This window comes from Geobacter sp. 60473 (genome assembly GCF_036323535.1).
Lineage (GTDB): Bacteria > Desulfobacterota > Desulfuromonadia > Geobacterales > Geobacteraceae > Geobacter > Geobacter sulfurreducens.
Genome location: NZ_AP028967.1, coordinates 1596358 through 1623111 on the forward strand (window position 1 = coordinate 1596358; position 26754 = coordinate 1623111).

A 26754-nucleotide genomic window follows, 5' to 3' on the forward strand; every position below is an offset into this window, starting at 1 on the left:
TCACTTGTTCCCGCGCTTCCCCAGAATCCTGGAGAGTTTGCCCGTTTTTTCCGCCTTGGATCGGGCCTCCGCCGATTCGGGGCTCTGGCCGTAACCGCCATACCCATAGCCGTACCCGTATTTGGAGCTTAGTCCCACGGCACTGGCTTCGTTGAAAACGATGCCGAGGATTTTCTTGCGATTGAGGGCGCCGATCGCCTCGTCGATGTTCGCCAGGGAGCTCTGCCCTTCCTTGACCACGAAGACGATGGAGTCGACGAGGTTGGACAGTGAGCGCACCTCGGCAAACGGCAGGGCCGGAGGAGCATCGATGATGACATAGCGGTCGGGATAGCGATGCCTGATCTCGTCCAGCAGATCCTTCATCCGCTGGGATGAAAGAAGCTCGACCGGATTGGTGGCAGGCTTGCCGGCGGGCAGGATCGAAAGCCGGCCGATGCCTGTTCTGACCAACAGTTCCGGCAGATGGGCGCCCACGCGGAGATACTCGGAAAGCCCCCGCTCCCCTGGGATACCGAGATACTCGGCCGTCATCGGTTTCCTGAGATCGGCATCGATCAGCAATACCGTATTGTCATACTCCTGGGCAAGGGTAATGGCCAGATTAAGGGCGGTTATGCTCTTACCCTCCCCGCCGAGGGTGCTGGTAATCATGATGGTATTGCGGAAATCCCCAACCGAGGTCCCAGCAACAATGGCCGACTTCAGCTTCCGGTACTCTTCGCTCACATACGAATGGGGATCATTGAGGGTGGCAAGAAGCGGATTGTCATGACGGATGCCTTCGAGCGGTTCCGCAGGAAGCGGCGGCAGTTCCGCACGCTCGAGCGGCTGCACGTCTTCCATCTGACGCGGAGCCACGGCCGGGCGGCGATCAGTCGTCGTCCCCCGCAGCATTGCTGCTTTCTCAAGGGCCTGTTCAATTCTGCTCATGCGTTTCCTTTCTCCATTCAGACATCACATCAATGCGGCGATAGAAATGAGTTACAGCATTCCATGCAACCTGCTGATGATCCGGTCCACGGGTGAAATATTCAGCAGTTCCATGACGAGAAACGCGAGAATAACCATGAAACACGCCCCAGCCGCAGTAAACACCCTGATGTTCTCGCTCCGCTCCCGGGCAACCGCCTCGATGGTGCGAATCTTGGGGATGACGGCCAGGACGGGAATCCCGGTTTCCTTCAGCGCATCAACCGAATGCACTGAATTGTTGAGCCGATCCAGGAGGACGATGACTCCCAGGGCGCAGCCGAGTCCAGCGACAATCCCCATCAGCATGATCTTGACCCGGTTGGGGCTGATGGGACTCGACGGCATGACCGCCGGGTCGACGATGCGGAAGGTGGTTGTCTTGTCCTGGACTTCCATCTGCTTCGACACTTCGGATTGGCCATGACGCGCCATGAGCTGGTCGTAAAGGTCCTTGCGGTTCTTTTTTTCCAGTTCGAGCTTTTCAAGCCCGGCCTTGGCCGAAGGGATATTCCTGAGCAGTGCCTGATTGGTGGCGATGTAGCGCTTGAGGCCGTCCTCGCTGACCTTGAGGGCCTGGAGTTCCGCTTCGGCCTTCTCGTACTCCTGGGGATCAACGACCGTTTCCTGCTGGGGCGAACGATTTTTCATCTGTTCCTTGAGGGTCTCGATTTCTCCCCTGACGCGAAGCACCTCGGGATAGTTGTCGGTATAGGAGACACGGAGCTCTTCAAGTTGCTTCTGGAGGGCGACGAGCTTTACCTGAAGGGGGTCTCCCGCCTTGCGCGTGACCGGTCGAAGTCCCTCCAGGTGGCGCCTGCGCAGCTGGATATCGTAGAGTTTCTGTTGAGCGACGTTGATCTCCTCGAACAGTTTCGCTTCGTCGATGGCGATGACGCCGCCCTTGTCGGTCTTGTACCGATTGAGTTCGCCCTCGGCTTCTTCGAGCTTGCCGCGGAAGGTGTCGATCTGCTCGGAAAGGAATTTGATGGCACCGTAGGATTCTTCCCGCTTGGAGGATATGTTTTCCTCCACGTAGCGCCGGACCAGGGTATTGACGAAATCGCGGGCCACTCGGGGGTCTTTGTCCACGTAAGAGATGGTGAAAATGTTGTCGCCCTTGAGTTTGATGGTTATGTTCTGCTGGATCGCGCGAACCCGGGCCTCGATCTCGGCATCGCTTTTGGCGGTCACGTCGAGGTCGAGATCATTGATCACCTTGGTGACGAGCGTACGGCTGGTGATTGCCTCGCTGAGGCCCTTGATGGCCTGCTCCATGGAAGGAGTTACGGCAATCCCCTTGACCAGTTCGCTGATAACGTTTTTCTCGATGAATACGGTGCTCCTGGCCTCATACTTCTTGGGAAGGACGTAGCTGTAGACCACGGCAGCAGCCATTACCGCGAGGGCCACCACGACAAAAAGGCGCTTACGGGCGATGATAAGCGCGAGATAGTGCCGGTAGTCGAACTCAGACTGCTGCATCAGAACATCCCTTCCTTCACGATGATGTAATCTCCCGGGCTGAGCTTTACGTTCTGGCTCAGGTCGCCGTCCTTGACCAGATCCTTGGCCTTCACCTCGATAAGTGCCTCCTTGTCGCCGTCCCTTCTGCGGATCACCGTATCGTTCTGGCGGGCGAATTTGGTGAAGCCGCCCGATTCGAGGATGGCCTCCATGACGGTCATCCCCTCTCGGTATTCGATGAATCGGGGATTGGTGACGGCGCCGAGGACGTACACATTCTTTTCCAGCGCCTGCGGGATAAAGATGGCGTCGCCGGACTCGATGACGATATCTTCACTGGTATCGCCGGTGATAAAGAGCCGGTAGAAATCCTCCTTCACTTTTTTGCCGTTGCGCAGAACGTAGGCCTTGCGGTAGTCGGCCACCTTGGTGGAGGGACCGGCGGCGGAACCGCCCCCCTTGCCGTCGCCGGCACCCACGTTCCCGATAGAGCAGAGTAACTGGAGCAGGGTGGTGCGGCGGTTCAGGTCAACCACGCCGGACTGCACGCCGCCACCGAAAATGTAGACCTTGCTGTTGGTTATCTCACGTACCGTTACTGTCACTATGGGGTTCTTCACCAGCTCCTTGAGCCGACGCGCCAGATCGGCCTGCAGCTGGGCCGGGGTAAAGCCGCTTGCCACCACATCTCCCAGGCCGGGTATGGTGATCTTTCCGTCGGGCCGGACCTTAACTCCGACATTGAGTTCTTTCACTCCCCAGACAGAGATGTCGAGGCCGTCCCCTTCGCCGATGACATAGTCCGCACTCCACGCGAGCGGCGGTAACAGCAGGAACAGGGCACATATCAGAAGTTTCAAACGCATCGCATCTCCTTTAGGCATGTCCTTGGGGGATTTACCTCCCCCCCCGCTGGAACAGCACGACTTTCACGGTCTCAAAGATAATCATTATATCAAAGGCAACGGACAGATTCTTGATGTAGTACAGATCGTAGCGGAGCTTTTCTACGGCGTCTTCCACCGAGGCGCCATAGGGGTAGCGCACCTGTGCCCAGCCCGTGACGCCCGGCTTGACGAAGTGGCGCTCGGAGTAGTAGGGAATGACTTTTTTGAGTTGCTCCACAAATTCAGGACGCTCAGGCCGCGGCCCCACAAGGCTCATATCGCCCATGAGAACGTTGAAGAGCTGGGGGATCTCGTCGATACGGCTCTTGCGGAGAAAGCGTCCGAGACGGGTGACACGGGGATCATCTTTTTGAGCCCAGACGGCACCCGTACCCTTCTCGGCATCCGTGCGCATGGTCCTGAATTTAAAAAGATAGAAGGGTTTCTCCCGTTCACCTACCCGTTCCTGACGGAAAAGGACCGGGCCGGGCGAGTCGAACCTGATGGCGAGAGCAACTATTGGCAGAAACGGCAGGAAGAAAGCCCCGCCGAGCAAAGCGCAGAAGATGTCTATACCCCGCTTCAGGAGGCGATTGAGGGCGGTAACGCGGAAACCGGAAGAGAAAATGAACCAGCTGGGGTTGATGCTCTCAATGAGGAGTTTGCCGGTGACCCGCTCGTAGAATGAGGGGGCGTCCACAACCTCCACTCCACTCAGCTTGCAGTTGAGAACATCCTTGAGCGGGAAGACGCCGCGGCGCTCGCCCAGGGAGACGACGATCTTGTGGGCCCGCGCGCGACGAACCGTTTCGTAGAGGCCGTCCTCGCTCCCGACGATGGATTGGGCCGGGACATAGACCGGCTCACGGGAGCAGGCCACGTAGCCGGAGAGCACGTACCGGGCGCCCGAGGCCGTGACGAGGCTGCCCATCTGGTTTGCCAGGGGACCGGTGCCGAGGATGAGCACACGCTTGGCGAACGAGGGAAATATGAAGCCCCCTCTGCTGCCGGCATGCCAGAGGAACTGGAATAATCCGAATACCACCGTGGCAATCATGAGTACGCCCCGTCCGTCCATGACTATCGGCAGGAAGAAATAAAGCGCCGAAAGCACGAAAAACGCCAGAACGAGCTCGATGCTGATGCGCCCGATGAGATCCAGCGGGGTCAGCTCCCGCTCCTGGTGGTACACCTCGACGAAAAAGGCGCAGAAGAGCATGACGATTACGAACAATGCCAGCCTCACTCCGCCCTGGCCGGTAAAGCTCTCCACTCCGGGCATTTCGCCCAAGCGGAAGAGGTGAGCCGCCAGTATGGCCGTAACTGCACAGAGACCATCCCCCACCATTAGTGCAATTGAGCGTTTCATATCAGTATTTCCCTTTTTTCACCGTCCCCGCGGCACCGGAAAGCTCGGCGAGCATGATGCGCGCCTGGCCGGACTCGGGGAAGTCCCCCTGCTTGAGAGCCTCTTGGAGAGTCGTCGCGGCGCGGGCACGATCGCCCGTGTCGCGATAGGCAAGTGCCAGGTGGTAGCGGACCGACGGATTTGACGGCATGAGTTTGACCACTTTTTCCAGAATCTTTACGGCCTCGCCGGCCCGGCCGTTTTTCAGGAGAGCGTAGCCGTAGGTGTCGGCAATGGCAGCATTGGCAGGTTCCTGCCTGAGAGCGGTAAGCGCCATGCGGAGGGCCTCCTCACGGGGACCGTAGCCCTCGGCGTAAAGAAACGCCAGATTGTTGAGAGCGGGCGCGAAGGATTCGGCCTTCTCCAGGGTCTGCCGGTACTTTGTTACGGCCTCCCGCTTTTTGCCGCCCACTTCAAGGAGCATTCCCTGGGCAAAAAGGGCTGGAGCATGGTTGGGGTTGTTTCTGAGGACGGCTTCGTACTGCTCCATGGCGGCGGCGCTGTTGCCGCTGCGGCCGAGATACTCTCCCAGTTGCATGGCTGCCCCGACGTTGCCGGGTTCTGCCCTGAGGCCGGCTTTCACCTCCTGAATTGCCCGCGGGAGATCCCCTTGTTCCGCATAGACCGACGCGAGAATCGAATGGCCAAAGGCGGCGTCAGGCTTGAGTGTCACGGCACGGCGCGCCTCTTCGATGGCCTTTGCGGACTCCTTCATCTGAACGAAGGCCGCCACTTTCAGGGCAAGCCCCTGCTCGGGGGCAATCGATTCCAGGTCGGTGAAAATTCTGATTGCGTCTTTTCCTTTTTTCTGGGCGAGGAGAATCCGGCCTTTCATTACGAACGCCTCTGCCGCGCGAGGCTTTGCCTTGACAGCATCGTCCAGCACGGCGAGAGCCTTGTCGAGGTTCCCCTTTTTCTCATGGTAACCGGCAAGAGCCAGATAGCCGGCATACTCGCCCGTATCCCGGGCCTTGGTGTACCAGGCAAGAGCATCACTTTCCCTCCCCTTCAGTTCGGACAGGGAAGCGAGTCCGAGAATTGCCCTGAGGTTGCGGGGATCTTCCTGAACCATGCGGGAATACTCGGCTATGGCACCATCAAGATCGCCGGTGGAGGCGTGATAGGTTGCCAGGTTGAACCGGGCCGGCAGGAACGAGGGGTCACTCTTTCTCGCCATGTTGAGGTACTTGACGGCTTCGGCAGGCTTCCGCTCGTTGAACATGATGGCGGCCATGGTGTTGTAAAGGGAGGCATCCCCTTTGGTGCCCGTCATCCCCTCCTTGAGAGTAGCCAGGGCGCGGTCACTGCGGTGCTGCCGCATGTAGTGGAACGCAAGCACCAGCCGCGAGTTGAGCATTTCCGGGGCAACCCTGACGGCTGTGGTGAAATCGCTCTCGGCCTCGCGTACACGCCCTTTGCTGAGATTGAAGATGCCTTTCTTAAGATGGGCATCGACAATTTTCGGATCGAGCTCGGTGGCACGGTTGAGTTCGCGAATGCCCTCGTCGTACATTCCTTTGGCAAGATACGCACTCCCGAGAATATTGCGGGCAAGGGCGCTCCGGCTGTCGGTCTCGATGGCCCGGGTTGCCTCGGCAATGGCATCGTCGACCCTCTTTTGGTTGAGCAGAATCAAGGCGGTCAGGAGCCGGGCCTGGACGAAATCCGGTGTATGGTCCAGGATGCGGCGGAACTGGCTGAGGGCATTCTCGAGCTCGCCGCGACTGTACATGCTCAACCCGAGGTAGTAGAGCCCTTCCAGGGAAGGCGCTATCTTCACCGAGTTCTGGAGAGCGGTAATAGCGTCAGCATAATTCTTGCGCTGGTACGCTATCAGTCCCTTCAGGCGGGGTCCTTCCGATTTTTGGGGGAACTTTTGCACCAGAGTCTCGGCAGTCCTCTCGGCTTTATCCATTTCACCCTTTTCCAGGAGAATGACCCCCTGGCGGTAAAGAGGGGCCGGGTCCCCAGGCGTCAGTGACGCAACTTTCCGATAGATCTCCAGTGCCCGTTCGCGATTGCCGAGGGACAGCTCATAGCCGGCCAGGAGATTGTGGGCCTTCACGTTGCCGGGATCAGCCGTAAGGATTTCGTCTATGAGTGCACGGGCTTCCTTTTCACGGCTCGATTTCTGTTCCATCAGGAGAACCGCCAATTGGAGCTTCGAGGAAGTCCGTTGCGGCTCCTTTTCGAGGGCAAGCAGGAAATTCCGTTCAGCCTCGGCAGGCAACCCCTTCAATGCATAACCGAGCCCCAGTACTTCAAGGGCCTCTGCAGAGCCGGGATTCGATTGGAGGTATTTACCGGCCTGCTCGATAGCTTGATCCGGCTTCCTCTGCGAGTTGTAGAGCTTGGCCAGTTCAAGAACGATGTCGGTCTTGGACGGATTCTGCTTCAGAACTTTGAGATATTCTTTCTCAGCCTGTTCGTATTTGCCCAGGGCCTTATACGCTTTGGCCAGCTGGTAGCGTGCATCCTGGAAATTCTGATCTTTTTCCAGGGCGTTTTTAAAGAGAACGACCGCACCGCCCGGATTCCCCTCCTGGAGCAGTTTCACCCCCTCGGTGTACAACTCGTCCCTGCTCTTGCCCCCGCAACCGGACAGGGTGAACATGAGCACGACGAGGCCCGCGATGATGAATAATCTAGACAATGCTGTACCCTCCCGGACAGATTTGAACTCCGCTCATGATATTTTTCACAAGCAGAACGAATTTTTTGAAATTCAGTGGTTTCATGAGGCAGTAGGAACGGTCGAGTCCCTCGAGAAACGAGAGGAGATCCCGACTGATGTGGTCTGTAAGCACGATGACGGGCTGATTGATCTGACTCAGATCGTTAGAGAAGCTCTCCCCGAACGGATAACTGGCGATAACGAGACCGACGCGCTCACCGGCCACCTGTTTGGTGTCGTGGAGGAGTCGTTCCGCAGCATACCCCTCCGATGCGAGAATGGCAGCGCATACCCGGGAAAAACCTTCTTCATCGATGATAAGAATCTTTTCCTTTTCCATTGCGTTTATTGAGAGAGCAATAATGATACCCTTTTTGCACTTCCACGAAGTTTTACGAAGCTCTTGCCGGAGCGATACTCTCGCGTTACCTATAACGCACTATGTTTACAGCCATATTTTATTCAGGTTTCTTCTTGCCATATTCTTGCATCTCCCCGGCAAACATGACTGTAATCTGCACCTCACGGCACCAAAACATCATAATTGTTTCCAGGGGAAACACATTGACACCGAACTGCCATAACAAAGAAAAAAGGTGTATCCAATGGATACACCTTTTTTACGGAGCCCTCGAAACTTCCCACATATTCAACCTGGCAATGTCTCCAATGGTAACACTGTCCGCCCTTTGGCCTGCCCGCCCCTCAAAGTCCCAGCTGCTCCAGCCGCTTATAAAGGGTCTTGCGGGATATGCCGAGCTTCTTCGCAACCAGTGATTTGTTGCCCCGGCATTCCCGCAGAGCGCTCTGGATTGCCTCCTCCTCAAGTTCCCGAAGCGTCCGCGGCTCGACTACGTCGCGACAGCCGGCACCAGAGGCAACCTCCTCAGGCAAGTGCTTAAGAGATATCTTGCCTCCGCGGGCGAGGACAACGGCGCGTTCGATGGTGTTACGCAGCTGCCTGATATTGCCGGGCCACTCGTAGCCGACAAGAGCGCGCACCACATCGTCAGAAAGAGTAAGGGACTTGCCCTCCCTGAGACCAAACTCTTTGACGAACTCGGAGGCCAGGAGCGGAATATCCTCTCTGCGTTCGCGCAGAGTCGGAACATTCAACTGGACGACATTGAGCCGGTAGTAAAGATCTTCCCGGAACGTACCGGCGGCTATTTCACGCATGAGATCACGGTTTGTGGATGAAATCACCCGGAAGTTAACCTTGATCTTGCGATTGCTGCCAAGCCGCTCAACCTCTTTCTCCTGGAGGACTCTCAGCAGCTTTGCTTGGAGAGAGAGCTCCAACTCGCCGATTTCGTCGAGAAATATCGTGCCGTCGGCAGCAGCTTCGAAGCGCCCGATCCGTCGGGCGGCTGCGCCGCTGAACGCTCCTTTCTCATAACCGAACAGCTCTGACTCCATGAGCTCGCGGGGTATGGCGGCACAGTTTACGGCCACGAAAGGGCGATCGCGCCGCACACTGCCGTAATGGAGCGAACGGGCGATGAGTTCCTTGCCGGTTCCGGTTTCCCCGCTGACCAGCACACTGCTCATGGAGTCCTTGACCGCCTCGATCGTATTGAATATTTTGAGCATTTCCGGGCTGACGCCGATAATTCGATCAGCTCCGCTGCCCGCAGCAACCCGCTTGCGCAACTCGGCTACTTCGCGCTTGAGCGCGCGCTGCTCCACGGCTCGCGCAACCATGCTCTTGAGCTTCACGTAATCGGGAGGTTTGATGAAGTAGTAAAAGGCACCACGGGTGATGGCGTTGACGGCGGAGTCGACCGTTCCGTAGGCGGTCAGAAAAATTACCGGGATATCCGGTAGATGTTCGGTCACGTGCTCGAACAACTGCATACCGTCCCTGCCCGGCATGCGCAGGTCGGTAATGATGGCGTCAACGTCGCGCGACTTGAGGATATGCTCTGCCTTGGAGGCATCAGAAGCGGTAAGTACCGTATGCCCTTCGCCGGCCAGGATTGCCGAAAGAACCCTGGCCGCATTCGGCTCATCATCGACGATAAGAACAAGACCCTGCACTTCGCTCCTCCTGGACCGCGCCGATCCGGCTATACCGCCGGCAACATGATCTTGACGGTGGTCCCGCCTTCATGATTACCGGTAATCTCAATTTTTCCCTGGTGGTGGCGTACAATCTCACGGGTGATGAACAGGCCGTACCCTTTCCCCTGCTTCCTGCTGCCGGCTCCGGGGAAACTCCCGAGCATCCTCTTGCCCCCCCCCGACCGAAGCCCCGATCCCGTATCGGCCACCTCGACCACAATCATCTCCACTCCACCTTCCAGCAAGGTGTTGGTCCGCATGGTAAGGGAACCTCCCGCCTCCATGGCCCCGAGAGCGTTGTTGACGATATTGAGTATGGCGTGGCCGAAATTGAATGAATCGAGCATGACAGGCGGCAACTCACCGTACTCCACGTCAAATCGTACATGATTCGCCTCTGCCTGCAGGGAAACGAATTTAACGACGCGCTCAAGGAGATCGTTGAGCTGGATTTCCTCTCTGACCGGTTCCAGGTGCGAGGTACCGAGGAACTCGGTAATGAAGCCGTCGAGCTTGCAAATCTCTTCGTCAATAATATCGGCGAATTCGGCAAAGGTTGCATCACTGCAGTACTTGTCCTTGAGATAGACCACGGCACCCTTGATGGCATTGAGCGGATTGCGTACGCCGTGGGCAAGCGTCACCGACATCTTGCCGATGTCTATCAGCGCCCGTGCGCTGTCCATTTCACCATAGACCGTACATCCGGGGAGCACGGAAACCTGCACCATTGCGCCGGTGCATCGGGAGGCACCGTCGAAAACGGGGCGAATTTCAATGTCTGCCGCACTGAACTCGCCATAAAAGCAGCAGTGGCGATAACCGTTTAGAATCAGGGGCTCCCCCTGATCCACGACGGTACGAACGGCATCGGAATTGCCGTTCCAAAGCCGGGGATAGCATTCATAGTAGGGGATGCCCAACAAGGGGGCATTCCCCTCCGAGCGGTGCAGGTCGTCTCGCGCCACGAGTCGCAGTTGATCGTCGACCATAAATGAGTATCGTCTCATAGCCATCCATTCCGGCACTGATCGATATGCCCGAAGCGGACTATCGCGTATGCCGTTCAACCTCCCTGTTTTACATCGGTCCTTTACGATCTGCCTGTGATAGGCTAGAGTTCTTACCGAAGTTACCGCCGCCGGCGTGGAAGCAGCTGTGTCCGTCTCCGGTCCTGGAGTACTATCAATGCCCTCGAACCATCATTCCGGCTCCGCGGCCGTCACGTTTCTCAGCTCCAGTGCTGCCCCGCGAATTCTCCCCTTCGCGTCACTCATGGTCCTGATCGGAGTGGAAGAGGTGCTCCGGGCCCTGACGACACGGGGCATCGTGTCCATTCCCCCCGGATGGTTCCTTTTCCTGTACCCCGTGAGGATAATCATTACGGGGGCGGTACTTGCCTTCTGCCTGAAGCGCTGTGACGAACTGCACCTGTCGGATCTGCGCCGGCCGCTGCACGCGGCCGTGAGCGTGGCAACCGGCTTTGCGGTCTACGTTCTCTGGGTAGGCATGGACTGGCTCCTGCCGTTCCAGTCCCCTCCCCCCGGCTTTGATCCGACCGGCATCGGTAACGATGCGCTCAGGATGTCGATGATCATCGTCAGGCTACTGGGGGCCGCTCTCATAATCCCCGTACTTGAAGAGCTTTTCTGGCGGTCCTTTCTCCTGCGCTACCTGATCGACAAAGAATTCGAAACCGTACCGATCGGCAAGCTTACCTGGCCGGCATTTTTCTTCTCGACGATCCTGTTCGGATTGGAGCACCACTACATCGTTGCCGGGATCATGGCCGGTATTGCCTACACCCTGCTGCTCAGATTTACCGGAAGCATCGTGCTCTGCATACTCGCCCATGCGGTAACGAACCTGGCGCTCGGCCTCCACGTGATCAATCGCCAGGCGTGGCACTTCTGGTAAGCAGCCTACACGGCCGCAGGGTCATCTCTCCTGAAGTCCGGCTTGAGCACGATCTGGTGCGAGTCGAGAATTTCTATCTCCTCTCCCTTCCGCAATGACGTCAGGAGCCTGCTCACCGTTTCGCGCGCAAGATTCGCGTAACCCGCAATCTCTTTATGGGTAAGCTTCATGGCAATGATGGTTCCACGCGCGTCGCTCACGCCATGCGTGTCTGCAAGATGGCCGAGCACGGTCCGTACCCGCTGCTCGGCATCAGAGCTGCTCAGCACCTTGAGCATCAGCCACGATTCCCGCAACCGCGCACAAAGCATCTCGATGATTCTCTCAACAACTTTTGAGTTGGACATCAGGTACCGGTCGAAGTCATCCTTGGCGATCAACCCCACGGTTGTGTCCTCAAGCGCCACAACCGCTGCAGGCGACGTTTTACCATCCAGCATGGCCATCTCACCGAAAAAGTCCCCACGCTTGTGAATCGCGAAAATCCGCTCCCGGCCATCACTGCCGGTCCGGACGACCTTCACCTTACCAGATATTACAATATACATATAAAGATTTGAATCTTCTTCACATAGAATCATGGCGTTTCGGGGATAACTTTTTTTTCGGAGTGCAGCCTTCAAAGAAAGCAGTTCATCCCCTGAGAGCGACGAAAAAAAAGGAAGGCGCCCGAGAATACGCTCCACTTCCGCCTGTTTGATTCCTTCCTGTGCGTGCGCCATGAGCAATCACCCTTTCCCGGCAGCTCGTCCATCCATGTTCCGGCTGATAGTCACTATCCGACCGCGCCCGACCACGTACGCCTGTCTCGGCAACCCGTTTACAGTAGCGTCTTAACTTCGGTGTTCATGTCGTACGAAAATACATGCCGGCAATTCATTTATAACCCGAGCGGCTCTGCGTGCCGGGTCAGACCGGCCGTTACGGATTCTCTCGCGCCAGCCCCATGTAAGCTTGTCCGAAATGTGCGTCGGATTTGTTTACAAAAACAAGATCCACTAACACATCACCATTTTCAATATATTGTTTTTATTTACTTTTCATTGTGGGCACAACAAATGCTAATGCTCAAATGAGCTATCCGAGTTTAGCCAAATTATGAAGTAAAATATATCACAAAAGGAGACGTCATGAAAAAGACCCTATCCGCACTCTTGTTGCTGGCCATCCTCGTGGCACTGCCCATGCTCGGCAACGCAACACCGTACTCCCCAACCTCATCCCTGATTCAGAATTTTGGCTACATATCCGAAAACCCGGTAACCGCGGGGACAAAGCTGTTCGACGTACAGGCACTGGAAAACGGGGCGAAGTTCATCGGCAACATTTACCCGACAACCAGCGGCAGCTGGGCAGAGATCCGGCTGGGGACAACCGGCGCGTTTGACCTTTCCTCCTATGACTCCTTCATGCTCCAGATCGGCAACTTCAACGAAAACCCCTGGGCATACAGCCTCTACATAACCGGTCAGACAAACGGCGTCGACTACCTTGTACAAAGTGCATGGTCGACAATAAACAATGGCAGCACAGGCACCCTCAAGCTTGACTTCACAGGACTCAACGTTGACCTCAGCAACGTGAAGGGACTCGGTTTCAACATTGGTGCCATAGTCCCCCTTCCCGGCCAGGACTACACCTTTGAAACTGTCGCCGCTCCTGTCCCCGAGCCGGGAACCATCATGCTGCTCGGCGCAGGGCTGGTTGGTGTCGGCCTGTATATCAGACGCAAAAGAGCATAAACCTTTCGTTTCACCGGATGCACAAAGGGGGAGCCCGTGAGCTCCCCCTTTTTATTTCCGCATTCCGACCTGCCCGACATCACCTCCGCCACTCGAACGGCACTCCCACCCGCGAGGCTTCAAGTTCCAGATCTTCGAGTTGCTTCTTGATTTCTCCGACCCGCGCCTCTTCCTGGCGTACCTCCTGAAGCTTAGCGTAGTAAGCTTCACGATGGCGCCCCGGCGTGCTGAGCGCACTCTTGTTGACATAGGGGTTGTCCTCGACAGTGGCGGAACCCTCGGCTTGTTTCTCGGCAAAATCTTTTAGCTCTCCCTGGCTGGGAACTCTGCCCATGCTGATAACCCAACGACGATGGAGTTGGTTCAACTCTTCCCTCTTCTTGGGAAGACTCTCCTCAATCACTTTAAGTTCTTCCCGCAGGGAACTGAAGCGCGTACGCCAGCCCCGTTCGTCCAGGCCACCATAGAGAATCGGCGACTGGGGCTTGAGGGCGGGTTTTACCTCTGCCGGAGCGGCAGGCGATTCCATGGAAGGAGATGAAGGCGTCTCTCCCCTGACGGAAGGGAGTTCTTTCACCCGCTTGAGATACTTGGATGGTATCCGCTCGAGATTGTCGGTAAAATGAACAACGCCTGCATCGTCGGTCCACTGGTACGTTTCCGCCAAAACAGCGCCAGGCAGTGACAATACGGCAATTACGGCAAATCCGGTGCATGTGCGGATCACGGCATCTCCTCTACAAACTGACAAACTGAAGTTTCGCCTGTGCGGCAAACAGGCAATGGAAAAGGGGCTCTTCATGCAACATTTCGCATTGACGCCCTCTCCCCCGGCATGTATAGTACGGCGTTTAAAGGGCGTTTATTCAACAAATTCACCATATTAGGAGTTTATCATGAAAATGCGTCTCAACGGGGTCGTGACGGGTATCGTGTCGCTGGTTCTGCTTGTGGCGGTTGTGGCAATGGCCAAGGAGACGAAAAACGTTCCTTTCAAGCTCAAAAACGCCGCACCGGTCATCTTCAGCCACGATATCCACCTGAAAAAGTATAACAACAACTGTCGAATTTGTCACATCGCTCTCTTTGACCTGCGGAAACCGAAACGCTACACCATGCTCGACATGGAAAAGGGCAAGTCCTGCGGCGCCTGCCACACGGGCATGAAAGCGTTCAGCGTAGCGGACGATTCCCAGTGCGTGCGCTGTCACAGTGGCGCAGCACGCCCCGTGGCCTACCGGATGAAGGGTGCCGGAGAAGCGGTGTTCAGCCACGAAGTCCACGTCCCCATGCTGGAAGGAAAGTGCCGAACCTGCCACTCGAACCGTGAGATCACCGGCGGACGCAATGTGACCATGGCCCAGATGGAGAAGGGCAAATCGTGCGGGGCCTGTCACAACGACAAGATGGCGTTCACCGTGGCCGGCAACTGCGGCAAGTGCCACAAGGGGATGACCCCGCCGAAAACGGTGAACTTCAAAATGAAGGGCGTGGCGGACGCGGCCTTCAGCCACGAATTCCACCTGGGCATGTACAAGTGCAATGAGTGCCACACCAAGCTCTTCGCCTATAAGGCCGGCGCCAAGCGCTTCACCATGGCCGACATGGACAAGGGCAAGTCCTGCGGCGCCTGCCACAACGGCAAGGACGCCTTCTCTTCCGCCGGCGACTGCGGCAAGTGCCATCCGGGTCTGAAGCCGGCCAAACTCACTTACAAGACCAGCGTGGGTGAAGCCTACTTCGACCACGAAATTCACCTGAGCATGTTCAAGTGCGCCGACTGCCACACCAAGGTCTTCAAATACCGCAAGGGCTCTGCGCCGGCGACCATGGCCGACATGGAGAAGGGCAAATCGTGCGGTGTCTGCCATAACGGCAAGGATGCCTTCAGCGTGGCCGATGACTGTGTGAAGTGCCACAACATGTAACGCAGCCGGTTTCCGGCTTTTGCACAAAGAAAGGCGGGCCGCTCAGGCGCCCGCCTTTCTCTATTCCTGCTATCTATTTTCCCTCCGGGTCAGGGGCGAATAGCCCTAATCCCCTCCATCACCCCTTCCGGCGATGACGGGACCACAACGACCGGTACGCCGAGTCCCTGCTCCAGCGCGCCAATGGTCAAGTCGTCGAGAAACACTCCCTCCCCCTCCTTCAGCATCACATCGGGGATCAGGACCCCATCGCCCAGATTCCTCCCGGCCAGTTCGGACAGGATATCGCGGCCGGCAACAAGACCGGTAACCGTGACCGATTCGCCGAACAGCCGATTGGGAATCGCCACCGGCTGAAAAGTGATGCCGGTTCGGGCGGAGAGCCGTGCGAGAAAATCGGCCAGGTAGCGATAGGGTGAATGGCCGGTGACAACCGTGAGGGTACGGGGTTTCATGCGGCGAGCGCGGCGCAGCACCCGATCCGCTTCATCCATGAAGAGTGGAATCATCCCGACTCCGTTCTCGATCTGGGGGAAGTCGCCATAAAAGTCCAGAGAAGGAAAGGGTACGTCGGCCTTGATAAAAAACTCGTCCGCCAGGAACAGGAACGGTTCGCCAAAGGCATCGGCGAGCCTCCGTGCCTCAGGCAGCCATTCGTCGATGAAGTCGCGGGCATAGTCGGCGCTGACCGGCTCCAGCGGGGGCAGGCGGTCCCGGTGTCGGGTGAGGCCCACCGGCACGATGGCCAGGGAAGCAACCAGGGGATACAAGGCCGCCAGATCGGCAACGGTCCGCCAGAGGGCATCGCCGTCATTCCAGCCGGGGCAGAGGACCACCTGGGTATGCATGGTGATGCGGGCCTCAGCGAGCCGGGTCATGATGTCGAGAATGGGAATGATGCCTTTTCTGCCCAGGAGGCGCTCACGCAGGGCCGGATCGGTGGCGTGCACGGAAATATAGAGGGGGGAGAGACGCTGCTCGATGATGCGCTGCAGGTCTTCCTCGCCGATGTTCGAAAGGGTGACGTAGTTGCCGTAGAGAAAGGAAAGCCGGTAGTCCTCATCCTTTACATAGAGCGGTCGACGAAGTCCCTTCGGCAGTTGGTGTACGAAACAGAACACACACCTATTGCCGCAACGGGCAGGCTCGAGCGCGGCAAAGACGAGGCCCAGCGGTTCGTCGTCGTCCCGTTCGACCTCCACCTCCCACACCTCGTCGGAGGGCTTTACGATCTCCAGGAGAAGCTCTTCACCGTCCGCATGGAAATTGTAGTCGACGATGTCGCGCAGGGGGCGGCCGTTGACGGCAACAAGGCGGTCCCCCGGCTCGATCTCCAGCTCCGAGGCAATGCTGCCGGGGATGACGCTCTCTATCAGGAGCCCCCTGCTCATGGTCGCTCGAAGAACGGCGTGGCCCGGTACCACTCAATGCCATGCCGGAGCAGTACCTTGATGACTGCAGCCACGGGGACCGCCAGGAGCATGCCGAAGATGCCGAACCACTGGCCGCCGATGAAGAGGGCGAGGATAGCCACAACCGGATGGAGTCCCACGGTGTTGCCGACCACGGCCGGTGTGATGAGCGCCCCCTCGATGGCCTGGACAATGGCGAACCAGCCGAGACAGAGGAGAGGATGGAGCATGTCGTGGAATTTGAGGAACGCCATGGTCATGGAAACCACGATGCCGAAGACGGTCCCCACGTAGGGAATGATGAAGAGTAATCCCGACAGGCTGCCGATGACGATGGCGAGGTCGATGCCGATCATCACCAGACCGATGCTGTAGAGCACCGCCAAGATGGCGCAGACCGCCAGTTGCCCGCGCACGAAACCCGACAGGACGCCGTCGATCTCGGCACCCAGCATGGCTGCCCGGTCGCGGGCGCGACCGGGGATGAGGGCCATGAGCCCCTCCCTGAGCCGGGGCAGGTCGGCCAGGAAGTAGTAGAGATAGACCGGAGTAATAAAGTAACCTGCCACAGTCAGGAGAAAGCCGAAGGTTGAGGAAAAGGCGCGCTGGACCACGCCAAGGGCCCCCTTGACCAGGTCGAACGAGGCACCGCGCAGTTCGTCCACAAGGCCATCGATGCGCGCGTAGAGCTTGTCGGGGGTCTCGATCTCAAGATAGGCCTTGGCCTGGCCGGGGATGAGATCATAGAGCCGGGTGGCGTAGGCGGGCAGGTTTATCTCGACCCGAGCCACCTCCTTCTGGATGGAGACGGCGAAAAACGTGGCGGCGCCGGCCGTGACCACAACGATGAGAGTCATTACCAGCAACACTGCAACAACGCGCGGAACCCGCCTGGCCTCCAGCCACGTCACCAGAGGATTAAGCACGTAGGCAAGAATCAGGGCCAGGAGCACCGGCAGAAAGGTCGAGCCGAGGGACCAGACGAGGAGAACACCCGCCAGGGCCAGGAACCCGCACAGGATGTAGGGAAGTTTTTCTTTCAAGAAATCAACCAGGGGGAGATGAGTACGGCCGGTCCGGGAGACCACGGGAATCCGCGACGTCCCGGACCGGCGGGCAGCGTGCTACTGGTGCAGCCTGAAGTGACCGTCCACGGAGGTAATGGAGGTGATGGCGTGCTTGTAGATGAGCATGTCACCCTGGATCTCCATGAGCACGGAAAAGTTGTCGAACGACTTGATGTATCCTTCTAGCTTCTCGCCCGACATGAGCCGCACGGCGACCTTGATCCGCTCCTTGCGCGACTGATTGAGGTACTGGTCCTGAATGTTGAATGGTGCTTTAGCCATGGTGCCGCTCCTTCATCCAAAAAATTTCATCGCAATGGTAGAGATTCTATCAAAATTGGCCGGATATTCAACCCACATTATTGCAGGATCCTTGCGAAACCACGTCAATTGTCTCTTTGCATAGCGGCGGGTGTTCCGTTGCACGAACTCCCGCGCCTCGTTCAGCGAACAGGTTCCGGCCAGATACGCGCAGACCTCCTTGTAGCCAATGGCCCCCATGGCCTTGAGGTCCGGTGAATAGTCTGCTTTCAGCAGACCGCTCACCTCCTCCACAAAGCCTTCCGCGAACATCCGGTCCACCCGCTCGTTGATGCGCCGGTAAAGGACATCGCGCTCCACGGAAACGCCGAATTTCAGGCAATCATACGGCTCATCGGCGAAACGGTGCTCCTCCTGGAACTCAGAAAGCGGCTTCCCGGTCATCAGGAACACCTCCAGCGCCCTGACGATCCGGACCCGATCATTGGGGTGGAGTCGCGCCGCCGCGGCCGGGTCCACCCGGGCCAGCCGGTCGTGGAGGACAGCCACCCCTTCGCGCCGGGCATCTTCCTCCAACTCGGCCCGGATCGCATCGTCACCGCCGGGCGATGGGGCGAGCCCGCCAATAAGGGTCCTGATGTAGAGCCCCGTCCCACCCACAAGAATGGGGTGCCTTCCCCGGCCGTGGATCTCGGTGATGACCCGTCCCGCCTCCCGGCGATAGTCGGCTGCGGTGAAGTTCACGTCCGGGTCGACGATATCGTAGAGATGGTGGGGGACCCGGGCCACGAGCTCAGGGGACGGCTTTGCCGTGCCGATGTCCATCCTCCGGTAGACCTGCATGGAGTCGGCATTCACCACTTCCCCGCCGCAGGCTTCCGCCAGCCGCACCGCAAGCTCTGACTTGCCCGACGCAGTCGGGCCCTGGATGATGACGAGTTGTGCCTTTGCCCCGGCCTGATCGCCCATGATGACCGTCACACTCTTTTGAACATCTTCTCCACCTCCCCCAGGCTGAGCCGCTGGAAGACGGGCCTGCCATGGGGGCAGTTGGTGGAAAAGTCGGTGGCGTCCATCTGGGCGAAGAGGGCCTCGATCTCGCCGGTGGTCAGGGGGTGCTCGCCCCGCACAACGCTGTGGCAGGCGACGCGGGCCAGAATATCTTCCACGGCATCGGCGATGCTGCGACTGGCCCCGAGGGACTGGAGCTCCTCAAGGGTGTCGCGCAGCAGACGCAGGTAGTCAGTGCCTGCCAGCAGGCGCGGAATCCCCTTTACGATCCAGGTGGTGCCGCCGAAATCCTCCAGATCGAAACCGAGCCGGCCCAGTTCGCCGCCGTGTTCCCGCACCACCGCCGATTCCCGGTGAGACAGCTCCACGGTCTCGGGGAAAAGAAGTCCCTGCCCCTCGACCCGGCCGGCAGCGAACTGCGTCTTGAGGCGCTCGAAGGCAACCCGCTCGTGGGCCGCATGCTGGTCGATGATGACCAGATCAGTGCCGTCCTGGCACAGGATGTAGGATGCGTTGTACTGGCCGATGACGGCCAGGGAAGAAAAATAGCCCCGGTGACGACGCGCGGCCGTATCGTCCGGCATCCGGCTCCCGGAATCGGGCAAAGGCGGCTCCCGATTCGGTTGCGGTGCGGGTTGCGGCGCGAAAAGCGGCCGATGGGGAGCCACGGCGGGTCGGTAGTTTTCCAGAAGCTCCCGCACTTCTTCCACCTGACGCGCACCGGTGCCCTGAACGTATTGTTGCGGCCCGGACACCGCCGGCGGCGCAACAACGGGTGAGTCGGAGCGGCGAATCCAGGGCGTGAGCCGGAGCGTCTCCTCCACGGCGCCCTGGATCACATCATGTACGATCCCCTGTTGCCTGAAGCGGACCTCGTGCTTGGTAGGATGGACGTTCACGTCTACTTCGCCGGGAGACACCTCGATAAAGAGAACCACCACCGGGTAGCGCCCCCGCTCCAGGAAGTTGCGATAGGCCTGGAGTACGGCGTGCTGCACGACGCGGTCGCGGATGAAACGACCATTGATGAAGGTGTAGAGATGTGAAGCTGCAGAGCGGCTCACGTCGGGCCGGGCCACGAGGCCGGTTACCCGCACCCCCTCGGCGGCCATTTCCACAGGATGGAGGGCCGCGGCCACAGTCTTGCCCAGAAGTGCCGCGACCCGGTCCCGCAGGGTTCCGTCAAGAGCCCGGAAAAGGGTCTTGCCGTCACTCACGCAGGTGAAGCGGACCTCGGGTCGGGAGAGGGCCAGACGGGTGACCAGGTCTGCCACGTGGCCTCCCTCGGTCTCGACACTCTTCATGAACTTGAGACGGGCCGGGGTATTGAAGAAAAGATTGCGGATCGAGACCACGGTCCCCTCGGCCATGCCGCAGGCCTTCACCTCGCGGATCTTCCCTCCTTCGGCATAGATCTCGGTTCCTTCGATGCGCCCCCGCTCACGGGTGGCGAGGGTCAAGCGGGAGACCGATGCGATGGAAGGGAGTGCTTCCCCGCGGAAACCGAGCGTAGCCAGGGAGAACAGGTCGTCGTCCGTGGCGATCTTGCTGGTGGCGTGGCGCTCCAGGGCCATGAGGGCGTCTTCCCGCGACATGCCGCAGCCGTCGTCGGTGATCCGGATGAGGCGCCGCCCTCCCCCCTCGATCTCCACGATGATTTCGCCGCAGCCGGCATCCAGGGCGTTCTCCACCAGTTCCTTCACCACCGACGCGGGGCGTTCCACCACCTCGCCGGCAGCGATCTTGTTGGTGAGTATCTCGGGCAGTATCCTGATCCGGTGGGACATCAGGCAAGCTTCCTCTTGACGGCCTCCACCACGTGAAAGGCGTCGTTGATGGCGGTGTAGATCAGGTTGGGGTGCTTCTGCTCCTGAATGCTGCCGCCACTGATCTTCATGAACGAGGGTGAGATCGCGCCGCCGATGACATAGACCCCCTTGCGGGTCGACTCGAACTCGGCGTTGAGCAGGATGAGCCGGTCCCCCTCTTTGGCCACGGTGCAGACTCCTTCGGCGCAGGCAATGGTCTGGACCCCGATCTTGTCGAAGATGGGAAGCGGTCCCTGGGAGCCGATGCAGGCAATGACGCTCTTCATGGGGAAGCTCATGGCATGGTAGATCTCGATGCCGTCGGGCTGGGTGAACTCGTTCACCCGGATTACGAGCCGGTCGACCCCCTCCTGGTCAACCTCGCCGATGCGGGGGATGGCACCGGGAAGCAGCCTGATGTTGCCACCCAGGAGGATCTCCTCCCCCAGGCGCTGGGCGGTCTCCTTGTTCACGTCGAATTTTTCCGCCACATGGGCCCAGTAGACCGACTGGGTGTCCCCGGCCTCGCGCTTGGCCCTGAGGATGGAGATGATCACGTCCGCCGCCGTGTTGCCGCCGCCGATGACCAGGGTCCGGGCCCCCACGTACTTTTTCGGGTCATCCAGGGTCTTGGCCACCATCTTGGCGTCGCCGTAGACCGAAAGTTCGCGGGGAATGCTGCTGCCGAAGGCCAGGACCACCTTCCGGGCGGCGAAATTCCCCACAGAGGTCTGAACGATGAGGTGATCGCGGGCGTCCTTTAGATCCTCGAACTGGACCTCGGCCCGGATATTCAGGTTCTCGTGCTGGACAAAGTGCTGCACGTACTGGATGTACTTTTCCACGGCCACCGGCTTGTCGGGCGGGCGGAGCTCTTCCACCAGGAACGGCTCGGGGCTCTCCTTGGGCCGCGACGGGTAGACGTTCTTCCCTTCGGGGTAGGTGTTGGCGATCCCCTGGAAAACACTCTTTCCCTGTTCGATGAGGAGATAGGAGAGATCGTTTCTGTGACACAGGTAGGCGCAGGCGATCCCTGCCGGACCGCCCCCCACGATGAGGACGTCATACATCTGCTGTTCCATTGCACCTCCACCGGCCAAGGTGCGCCCTCGGCCAAAAGCAAAAACCCCCGGGGGAACTCCCCGAGGACTTTTGACGATACCCCGTTTTGGCCGCCGCGTCAATCGACTGAATTGGGCGGAAAGGGACGGCTTCCGCCAGCATCCGCCTTTGTCCGCCCGGATGCGCTTCCGGCTGTTCGGACAGCGGCTCAGGGTGTCTGCCGGTAGATTTTCCTGGGTATGCGCTGGAAATTATATTCGGAAAGGGTGAGGACGTCCTTCATGGGGATCTTCCAGATGCCGTCGATCCGCAGCAGGTGAAAATCGCGGGTGACGAACCTGGTCCCTACCCCTTCCACCTCGAAGCCGACCGTGGCATTGATGACCACATGGTCGGCATCACGGGCCGCTACGGATACATCCTGGAGCTTTTCCCAACAGCAGGCCGGGACCCGGGAAGCGTAGACCATGCGCTCGGCAAAGTAGTCCCATCCCCATGCCGCCGGATGATCGAGGCGCCCGTACAGCCGTTCCAGATCCTCCGCCCGCCACAGGTCGAGAATCTGCTCAAACGCGATTCGCGCCTCGGTCGTCACCTGATGGGCCGTGAAGGCCATCGAGCGCCCCGGAGCCAGCAGTAGGAAGAAAATCGCCATGCAGAGGTATCGTGCCATGAAACACCTCCCGCCATAGGCAGCCACCGAACGCTGCTCAGATGATGCCGTGCAACGGACCTCCGGGGGCACCAAGCTCATCGACACGCCGTTCAATCTCGGGGACATCCTCCAGGGGCGGCGCATGGTGCGGCTTGATGCGGGCATCGATGACCAGTGCGCCGTCGCACCCCCAGTGCTTGCAGCGGACCGAGGCGCCGATGCCGTGGATGTCCGCTGCGGGATTGGAGCGGGTAAAGGTGACCCAGAGGAAATTATTGAGGGTCCGGGCGGCAAAATCGCTGTCGTCCACGATGACCACCAGGGGAAAGCGGTTGAGGGGATCGTCGACGGATATGCCCGCGCAGAAGCGCTCCATGTCCAGGGTAACGCAGTCGCGGTAGCCGGGGAAGGCGGGGCCCTGCACCGCCAGAACACCGGGAAAGCAGACCCGGGGCGCGCTAAACCCGTCGGGAAGGCGCAGCCCGACGGGCAGCTCGCCGGGCAGTTCACGCCTTGGTGGACCTGCCGCCGCGACGATGACCTTTGACCCCTCGTTCAGGCCCGTGCCCGAATAGTCGAGCGTGTCGATGGTGGTGCGGGTATGGAAGTGAAGGTCGCGCCGCCAGTCGACCCGTTCCAGGGCAAAGCGGATAAAACCGTCGATGTCGTGAATGTCGGGGGGCTCGTCCTCATGGGGGGCGATGAAGAGGTACTTGGCCAGGGAGAGCTGGCCGTTGCCCAGGATGGCGCTGGCAATGGTGAGAAGCTCCCGGGGGGTGCGTTCCTCTTCATAGGGAACGTAGCGTTCTGAGCCCACGGCCAGCAGCAGGGGATGGACCCCGGCCGCGTCCACGGCATGAACCGCCTTCACCCCGGGAAGCACCTCGGGGATCAGGGCGCCTGTCAGTTCATGGATAAAGGCGCCGAAGGTGGTGTCCTCCTGGGGAGGGCGGCCAACGGTGGTGAAGGGCCAGATGGCGTCGGCACGATGGTACACGCTCTCGACCGTGAGGACCGGGAACGGATGGGCGAGACTGTAATACCCCAGGTGATCGCCGAAAGGGCCCTCGGGGAGCGTCCGGTTCGGATCGATGGTGCCGGTGATGACGAAATCCGCCTCGGCCGGAAGGGGAAGGCGGTCGGGGCGGCAGATCATGTCGATGCGGCGGCCGGCCAGGAGTCCGGCAAAGGAAAGTTCCGGCAGCCCCTCGGGGAGCGGCATGACTGCAGCCACGGCCATTGAGGGTGCCCCGCCCACGAAGACGCTTACCTTCAGGGATTCACCCCGGGCGATCGCCTCGGCATGGTGGACACCGATGCCCCGATGGATCTGGTAGTGGATTCCGACCTCCTGGTTCGGCGCATACTCGTTCCCAGAAAGTTGAACGCGGTACATTCCCAGGTTGGAGAAGCGGAAGCCGGGTCGGGCCGGGCTTTCGGAATAAACCTGGGGCAGCGTCACAAAGGGACCGCCGTCCCGGGGCCAGGAAACCAGGGGTGGAAGTTGGTCGAGGGTTGCGTGATTGGCGAGAATCGGCCCGTCCGATACCTGGCGAGGCAGAAGGTGAAGCGCTGCCCGGGGAATGCCGAGATGGCCAAGGGGGTCCCTCAGGAGCACCGTGGGATTGATCTTGAGAGCCACGAGACGTTCAATGACGCGCAGGGTGTCTCGGAAGATAAAGGTAGTGCGGTCCATGGTGCCGAACAGGTTTCCCAACATGGGAAAGCGGCATCCCTTCGCCCGCGTAAACAGGAGGGCCGGCCCCTCCGCATGGTAGACGCGGCGCTGGATGGCCCCGATTTCGAGGTACGGATCGGTTTCCACGTCGATCCTGATCAATTGGCCGGTCCGTTCCAGCTCCTTCACACATTCCTGCAGATTGCGATAGCCCATGCCCCGCTGATCCTCCCAAATTGACCGCTCAGCCGTACAGGCAGTCGGTGTTACATCCGCACTCTAACGATGCCCAGTGTTCAAGTCAACGGTGATGGTGACAACTGGCCAATTTTAGCCACCGAATGATGGCCAATTTCAGCCACCAACCCATCGCTCGACACTCAAAAGGTTGTTATTTATCTGCCCGACGACGGCAATTCGGCATGTTACAAACTGCCAACGGGATGGCATTGTAGTTGCTTAAAATAAAACAATATCTCACGTCACAGAAAGCCGGTCAGAGAGCAGATCTGCCCCAGTTTTACCCGAACTGGGCGTTCTGGAAATGTTTTTTTGAAGTGTTATTATAAAGTATTGTCAGTCACTACCCACCAAGGAGGCAGAACATGATGAAGAAGCTTGTCTCATGCGTACTGGCAGCCGCATTGGCCATTCCCGGTCTTGCCATGGCAGCCAACGTAAAGATCGGGGTCATCAACTCCATGACCGGCCCCGAGGCCCCCATCGGCGAGAACCTGACCAATGGCATCAAGCTTGCCCAGGAGGATCTGAAAAAGAAAGGAATCAACGCCGACCTCGTCTGGGAAGACGACACCGGTAAGCCCCAGATTGCCATGAGCGCCATGGAAAAGCTCGCCACCCGCGACGGCGTTGCCGGCGTAGTCGGCCCTTACACCTCCGCCTGCTCCAACGCCGTGTCGAAGCTTGCCGAGCGCTACAAAGTGCCCCTGCTCGTGCCCGCTGCCGCCAAGGAAGAAATCACCCGCCAGGGTCTCAAGTGGGTCTACCGCTTGAATGCCCCGGCCGACCAGTATGCGGCGAGCCTCATCGACGCCGCCACCGGCCTCGGCAAGCCCAAGACCATCGCATTCATCTATGAGAACACCGATTTCGGCACCTCCACGGTCAAGACCGCCAAAGAGTACGTGGCCAAGAAGGGTATCCAGGTGGTTGCCGATGAGCCCTATTCAAAGGGATCTCCCGACTATCGCTCGACCCTGACCAAGGTCAAGGCCAAGAACCCCGATCTGGTCTTCATGGTTTCCTATGTGGCAGATGCCATCCTTCTCATGCGCCAGTCCCGTGAAATCGGTCTGAAGCCCCAGGCGTTCCTGGGCGGCGGCGCCGGCTTCACCACCGTACAGTTTGCGAACGAGAAGCAGATTTCCAACTACGTCCTTTCCTGCACCCAGTGGACCGATGACGTGAACTGGCCGGGAGCCGCGGACTTCGCCAAGCGCTATAAGGCCAAGTTCGGCAAAGAGCCCACCTACCACGCCGCCTGCGCCTACGAAGCCATGATGATCATGGCCCAGACCGCGGCCGCTGCCAACGGCGACCGGGAAAAGACCCGCGCCGGGCTCAAGGCCGGCAAGTGGAACGGCATCATGGGTGAGGTCAAGTTCGAGGATTACGCCGGATTCACCAACCAGAACAACCACCAGATGTTGGTTCAGCAAATCCTGAACGGCAAGTACGAAACAGTCTACCCGGCCAAGTTCGCCACCAAGAAGGCCGTGTATCCGTTCCCCGGCTGGAAATAGTCTGAAGGACCACTGAGGCGGGTCAAGGGTCAAGGGCCGGAATGGAGGGTTTCCATCGTTCCGTCCCTTGACCCTTGATGCGTGAACCAGATTTTTTACCCGGAGCTATCCATGACCATTTTCCTCCAATCGCTCATCAGCGGCATTCTGATCGGCGGCGTCTACGCCCTGATCGGCATAGGGCTCACCATCATCTTCGGCGTCATGCGGGTCATCAACTTTGCCCACGGTGACATCATGATGATCGGCATGTACCTGACCTATAACTTCTTCTCCCTGGCGGGGGTCGATCCGTTCGTCTCCATCGCCTTCACCATCCCGCTCATGTTCCTCTTCGGAGCCATTCTCCAGAAAACATTCATCAACCGCGTGCTCGGTGCCCTGCCCCAGAACCAGATACTGCTTACCATCGGCCTGGGACTGATTATGAGCAACACGATGATGTTCATCTATACCTCCGATTACAAGATCCTGACCACATCTTATTCGTCGAGCAGCTTTAATATCGGCACCATCTCCATTTCATGGCCGCTGGCCATCTCCTTCCTGATCACCGCGGCGATAACACTGCTCCTGTACTGGTTCCTGATGAAGACCGACACGGGCCAGGCGATCCGGGCAACGGCCCAGGACCGGGAAGCGGCCCAGCTCATGGGGATCAACGTGAAGTGGATGTCGATCCTGGCCTTCGGCATGGGTGCGGCCCTGGCCGGCACGGCCGGTGCGCTCATCTCCCCTACCTACTACATCTTCCCCCAGATCGGGAGCACCTTCACCCTCAAGGCATTCGTCATCACGGTTCTCGGGGGAATGGGGAGCATCGTGGGGGCCACCATCGGCGGCGTCATCATCGGGGTGGCGGAGTCCCTCGGGGCCGTCTACATCTCCTCCGGCTGGAAGGACGTGGTCGTGTTCGTCCTCTTCCTCCTGGTGCTTCTCTTCAAGCCGGCGGGTCTGCTCGGCAAATCAAAAATGTAG

The 26754-nt window shown here is 59.0% G+C and carries 23 protein-coding genes; 5 read left to right on the forward strand and 18 right to left on the reverse strand.

The genetic code is table 11. From position 1 onward, the window contains the following. The 8 genes from AABA48_RS07305 to AABA48_RS07340 all read right to left on the reverse strand — a co-directional run bounded on the left by AABA48_RS07305 (position 1) and on the right by AABA48_RS07340 (position 10464). Positions 1–933 carry an XrtA-associated tyrosine autokinase gene (locus AABA48_RS07305; RefSeq protein ID WP_338271251.1) on the reverse strand — a complete coding sequence of 311 codons (933 nt, stop codon included), beginning with the start codon at positions 931–933 and terminating at the stop codon, positions 1–3. A gap of 51 nt (positions 934–984) precedes the next feature. Further along, the gene (locus tag AABA48_RS07310; protein WP_338271252.1) at positions 985–2457 is read right to left on the reverse strand and encodes an XrtA system polysaccharide chain length determinant; all 1473 of its coding nucleotides are present in this window, start codon (positions 2455–2457) and stop codon (positions 985–987) included. Next, positions 2457–3305, reverse strand: coding sequence for a polysaccharide biosynthesis/export family protein (locus AABA48_RS07315; protein WP_324309890.1), 849 nt, complete (start codon positions 3303–3305; stop codon positions 2457–2459). The genes AABA48_RS07310 and AABA48_RS07315 overlap by 1 nt, the downstream gene beginning before the upstream one ends. A gap of 31 nt (positions 3306–3336) precedes the next feature. Continuing rightward, a complete protein-coding gene (locus AABA48_RS07320) occupies positions 3337–4695 on the reverse strand; it encodes a TIGR03013 family XrtA/PEP-CTERM system glycosyltransferase (protein WP_286352357.1) in 1359 nt (452 codons plus the stop codon). 1 nt (position 4696) lies between these two features. Next, complete coding sequence (gene prsT / locus AABA48_RS07325; protein ID WP_338271253.1) at positions 4697–7387, reverse strand: XrtA/PEP-CTERM system TPR-repeat protein PrsT; 2691 nt, start codon at positions 7385–7387, stop codon at positions 4697–4699. After that, positions 7380–7748, reverse strand: coding sequence for a DNA-binding response regulator (locus tag AABA48_RS07330; protein WP_286352355.1), 369 nt, complete (start codon positions 7746–7748; stop codon positions 7380–7382). The genes prsT and AABA48_RS07330 overlap by 8 nt, the downstream gene beginning before the upstream one ends. Before the next feature lie 365 nt (positions 7749–8113). Continuing rightward, positions 8114–9448, reverse strand: coding sequence for a sigma-54-dependent transcriptional regulator (locus tag AABA48_RS07335; protein ID WP_324309885.1), 1335 nt, complete (start codon positions 9446–9448; stop codon positions 8114–8116). A 29-nt stretch (positions 9449–9477) separates the two neighbouring features. Continuing rightward, positions 9478–10464: an ATP-binding protein gene (locus tag AABA48_RS07340; RefSeq protein WP_286352353.1), complete on the reverse strand. Its 987-nt coding sequence runs from the start codon at positions 10462–10464 to the stop codon at positions 9478–9480. Between the two features lie 196 nt (positions 10465–10660). On the opposite strand from AABA48_RS07340, the gene AABA48_RS07345 reads away from it, so the two are divergent. Beyond that, complete coding sequence (locus tag AABA48_RS07345; RefSeq protein ID WP_324309882.1) at positions 10661–11389, forward strand: CAAX prenyl protease-related protein; 729 nt, start codon at positions 10661–10663, stop codon at positions 11387–11389. A gap of 5 nt (positions 11390–11394) precedes the next feature. Here AABA48_RS07345 and AABA48_RS07350 read toward each other — a convergent pair whose 3' ends face one another. Further along, entirely contained in the window at positions 11395–12111 is a 717-nt protein-coding gene (locus AABA48_RS07350) for a Crp/Fnr family transcriptional regulator (RefSeq protein ID WP_324309880.1), read from the reverse strand. 408 nt (positions 12112–12519) lie between these two features. Here AABA48_RS07350 and AABA48_RS07355 point away from each other — a divergent pair, with 408 nt between their 5' ends. Further along, positions 12520–13131: a PEP-CTERM sorting domain-containing protein gene (locus tag AABA48_RS07355; protein WP_010942637.1), complete on the forward strand. Its 612-nt coding sequence runs from the start codon at positions 12520–12522 to the stop codon at positions 13129–13131. A 79-nt stretch (positions 13132–13210) separates the two neighbouring features. Here the strand turns inward: AABA48_RS07355 and AABA48_RS07360 are convergent, their stop codons facing one another. Further along, complete coding sequence (locus AABA48_RS07360; RefSeq protein WP_286352350.1) at positions 13211–13858, reverse strand: DUF4124 domain-containing protein; 648 nt, start codon at positions 13856–13858, stop codon at positions 13211–13213. Between the two features lie 169 nt (positions 13859–14027). Here AABA48_RS07360 and AABA48_RS07365 point away from each other — a divergent pair, with 169 nt between their 5' ends. Further along, positions 14028–15059 (forward strand): cytochrome c3 family protein, encoded by a 1032-nt coding sequence (locus AABA48_RS07365; protein ID WP_286352349.1) that lies wholly within the window; start codon positions 14028–14030, stop codon positions 15057–15059. Positions 15060–15148: 89 nt separating this feature from the next. Here AABA48_RS07365 and AABA48_RS07370 read toward each other — a convergent pair whose 3' ends face one another. The 8 genes from AABA48_RS07370 to AABA48_RS07405 all read right to left on the reverse strand — a co-directional run bounded on the left by AABA48_RS07370 (position 15149) and on the right by AABA48_RS07405 (position 24229). Then, entirely contained in the window at positions 15149–16450 is a 1302-nt protein-coding gene (locus tag AABA48_RS07370; protein WP_286352348.1) for a DUF512 domain-containing protein, read from the reverse strand. Then, positions 16447–17514: an AI-2E family transporter gene (locus tag AABA48_RS07375; protein ID WP_286352347.1), complete on the reverse strand. Its 1068-nt coding sequence runs from the start codon at positions 17512–17514 to the stop codon at positions 16447–16449. The genes AABA48_RS07370 and AABA48_RS07375 overlap by 4 nt, the downstream gene beginning before the upstream one ends. Before the next feature lie 81 nt (positions 17515–17595). Next, complete coding sequence (gene hfq / locus AABA48_RS07380; RefSeq protein ID WP_010942642.1) at positions 17596–17820, reverse strand: RNA chaperone Hfq; 225 nt, start codon at positions 17818–17820, stop codon at positions 17596–17598. 12 nt (positions 17821–17832) lie between these two features. Next, on the reverse strand, positions 17833–18768 hold the full coding sequence (gene miaA / locus AABA48_RS07385) for a tRNA (adenosine(37)-N6)-dimethylallyltransferase MiaA (RefSeq protein ID WP_286352346.1): 936 nt from the start codon (positions 18766–18768) through the stop codon (positions 17833–17835). An 8-nt stretch (positions 18769–18776) separates the two neighbouring features. Beyond that, positions 18777–20597, reverse strand: coding sequence for a DNA mismatch repair endonuclease MutL (gene mutL, locus AABA48_RS07390; RefSeq protein WP_286352345.1), 1821 nt, complete (start codon positions 20595–20597; stop codon positions 18777–18779). Beyond that, positions 20597–21700 (reverse strand): NAD(P)-binding domain-containing protein, encoded by a 1104-nt coding sequence (locus tag AABA48_RS07395; protein WP_286352344.1) that lies wholly within the window; start codon positions 21698–21700, stop codon positions 20597–20599. The genes mutL and AABA48_RS07395 overlap by 1 nt, the downstream gene beginning before the upstream one ends. Positions 21701–21888: 188 nt before the next feature. Beyond that, the gene (locus tag AABA48_RS07400) at positions 21889–22353 is read right to left on the reverse strand and encodes a hypothetical protein (RefSeq protein WP_286352343.1); all 465 of its coding nucleotides are present in this window, start codon (positions 22351–22353) and stop codon (positions 21889–21891) included. A gap of 37 nt (positions 22354–22390) precedes the next feature. Beyond that, positions 22391–24229 (reverse strand): UbiD family decarboxylase, encoded by a 1839-nt coding sequence (locus AABA48_RS07405; protein WP_286352342.1) that lies wholly within the window; start codon positions 24227–24229, stop codon positions 22391–22393. 389 nt (positions 24230–24618) lie between these two features. Here AABA48_RS07405 and AABA48_RS07410 point away from each other — a divergent pair, with 389 nt between their 5' ends. Continuing rightward, on the forward strand, positions 24619–25776 hold the full coding sequence (locus tag AABA48_RS07410; RefSeq protein WP_010942648.1) for an ABC transporter substrate-binding protein: 1158 nt from the start codon (positions 24619–24621) through the stop codon (positions 25774–25776). A gap of 111 nt (positions 25777–25887) precedes the next feature. Next, the gene (locus AABA48_RS07415; RefSeq protein ID WP_286352341.1) at positions 25888–26754 is read left to right on the forward strand and encodes a branched-chain amino acid ABC transporter permease; all 867 of its coding nucleotides are present in this window, start codon (positions 25888–25890) and stop codon (positions 26752–26754) included.

What these genes read in the sequence shown, in the direction of transcription:
- AABA48_RS07305 (WP_338271251.1), bottom strand. Translation starts at nt 933, where the DNA reads ATGAGCAGAATTGAACAGGCCCTTGAGAAAGCAGCAATGCTGCGGGGG.
- AABA48_RS07310 (WP_338271252.1), bottom strand. Translation starts at nt 2,457, where the DNA reads ATGCAGCAGTCTGAGTTCGACTACCGGCACTATCTCGCGCTTATCATC.
- AABA48_RS07315 (WP_324309890.1), bottom strand. Translation starts at nt 3,305, where the DNA reads ATGCGTTTGAAACTTCTGATATGTGCCCTGTTCCTGCTGTTACCGCCG.
- AABA48_RS07320 (WP_286352357.1), bottom strand. Translation starts at nt 4,695, where the DNA reads ATGAAACGCTCAATTGCACTAATGGTGGGGGATGGTCTCTGTGCAGTT.
- AABA48_RS07330 (WP_286352355.1), bottom strand. Translation starts at nt 7,748, where the DNA reads ATGGAAAAGGAAAAGATTCTTATCATCGATGAAGAAGGTTTTTCCCGG.
- AABA48_RS07340 (WP_286352353.1), bottom strand. Translation starts at nt 10,464, where the DNA reads ATGGTCGACGATCAACTGCGACTCGTGGCGCGAGACGACCTGCACCGC.
- AABA48_RS07345 (WP_324309882.1), top strand. Translation starts at nt 10,661, where the DNA reads ATGCCCTCGAACCATCATTCCGGCTCCGCGGCCGTCACGTTTCTCAGC.
- AABA48_RS07350 (WP_324309880.1), bottom strand. Translation starts at nt 12,111, where the DNA reads ATGGCGCACGCACAGGAAGGAATCAAACAGGCGGAAGTGGAGCGTATT.
- AABA48_RS07355 (WP_010942637.1), top strand. Translation starts at nt 12,520, where the DNA reads ATGAAAAAGACCCTATCCGCACTCTTGTTGCTGGCCATCCTCGTGGCA.
- AABA48_RS07365 (WP_286352349.1), top strand. Translation starts at nt 14,028, where the DNA reads ATGAAAATGCGTCTCAACGGGGTCGTGACGGGTATCGTGTCGCTGGTT.
- AABA48_RS07370 (WP_286352348.1), bottom strand. Translation starts at nt 16,450, where the DNA reads ATGAGCAGGGGGCTCCTGATAGAGAGCGTCATCCCCGGCAGCATTGCC.
- hfq (WP_010942642.1), bottom strand. Translation starts at nt 17,820, where the DNA reads ATGGCTAAAGCACCATTCAACATTCAGGACCAGTACCTCAATCAGTCG.
- miaA (WP_286352346.1), bottom strand. Translation starts at nt 18,768, where the DNA reads ATGGGCGATCAGGCCGGGGCAAAGGCACAACTCGTCATCATCCAGGGC.
- mutL (WP_286352345.1), bottom strand. Translation starts at nt 20,597, where the DNA reads ATGTCCCACCGGATCAGGATACTGCCCGAGATACTCACCAACAAGATC.
- AABA48_RS07395 (WP_286352344.1), bottom strand. Translation starts at nt 21,700, where the DNA reads ATGGAACAGCAGATGTATGACGTCCTCATCGTGGGGGGCGGTCCGGCA.
- AABA48_RS07400 (WP_286352343.1), bottom strand. Translation starts at nt 22,353, where the DNA reads ATGGCACGATACCTCTGCATGGCGATTTTCTTCCTACTGCTGGCTCCG.
- AABA48_RS07405 (WP_286352342.1), bottom strand. Translation starts at nt 24,229, where the DNA reads ATGGGCTATCGCAATCTGCAGGAATGTGTGAAGGAGCTGGAACGGACC.
- AABA48_RS07410 (WP_010942648.1), top strand. Translation starts at nt 24,619, where the DNA reads ATGATGAAGAAGCTTGTCTCATGCGTACTGGCAGCCGCATTGGCCATT.
- AABA48_RS07415 (WP_286352341.1), top strand. Translation starts at nt 25,888, where the DNA reads ATGACCATTTTCCTCCAATCGCTCATCAGCGGCATTCTGATCGGCGGC.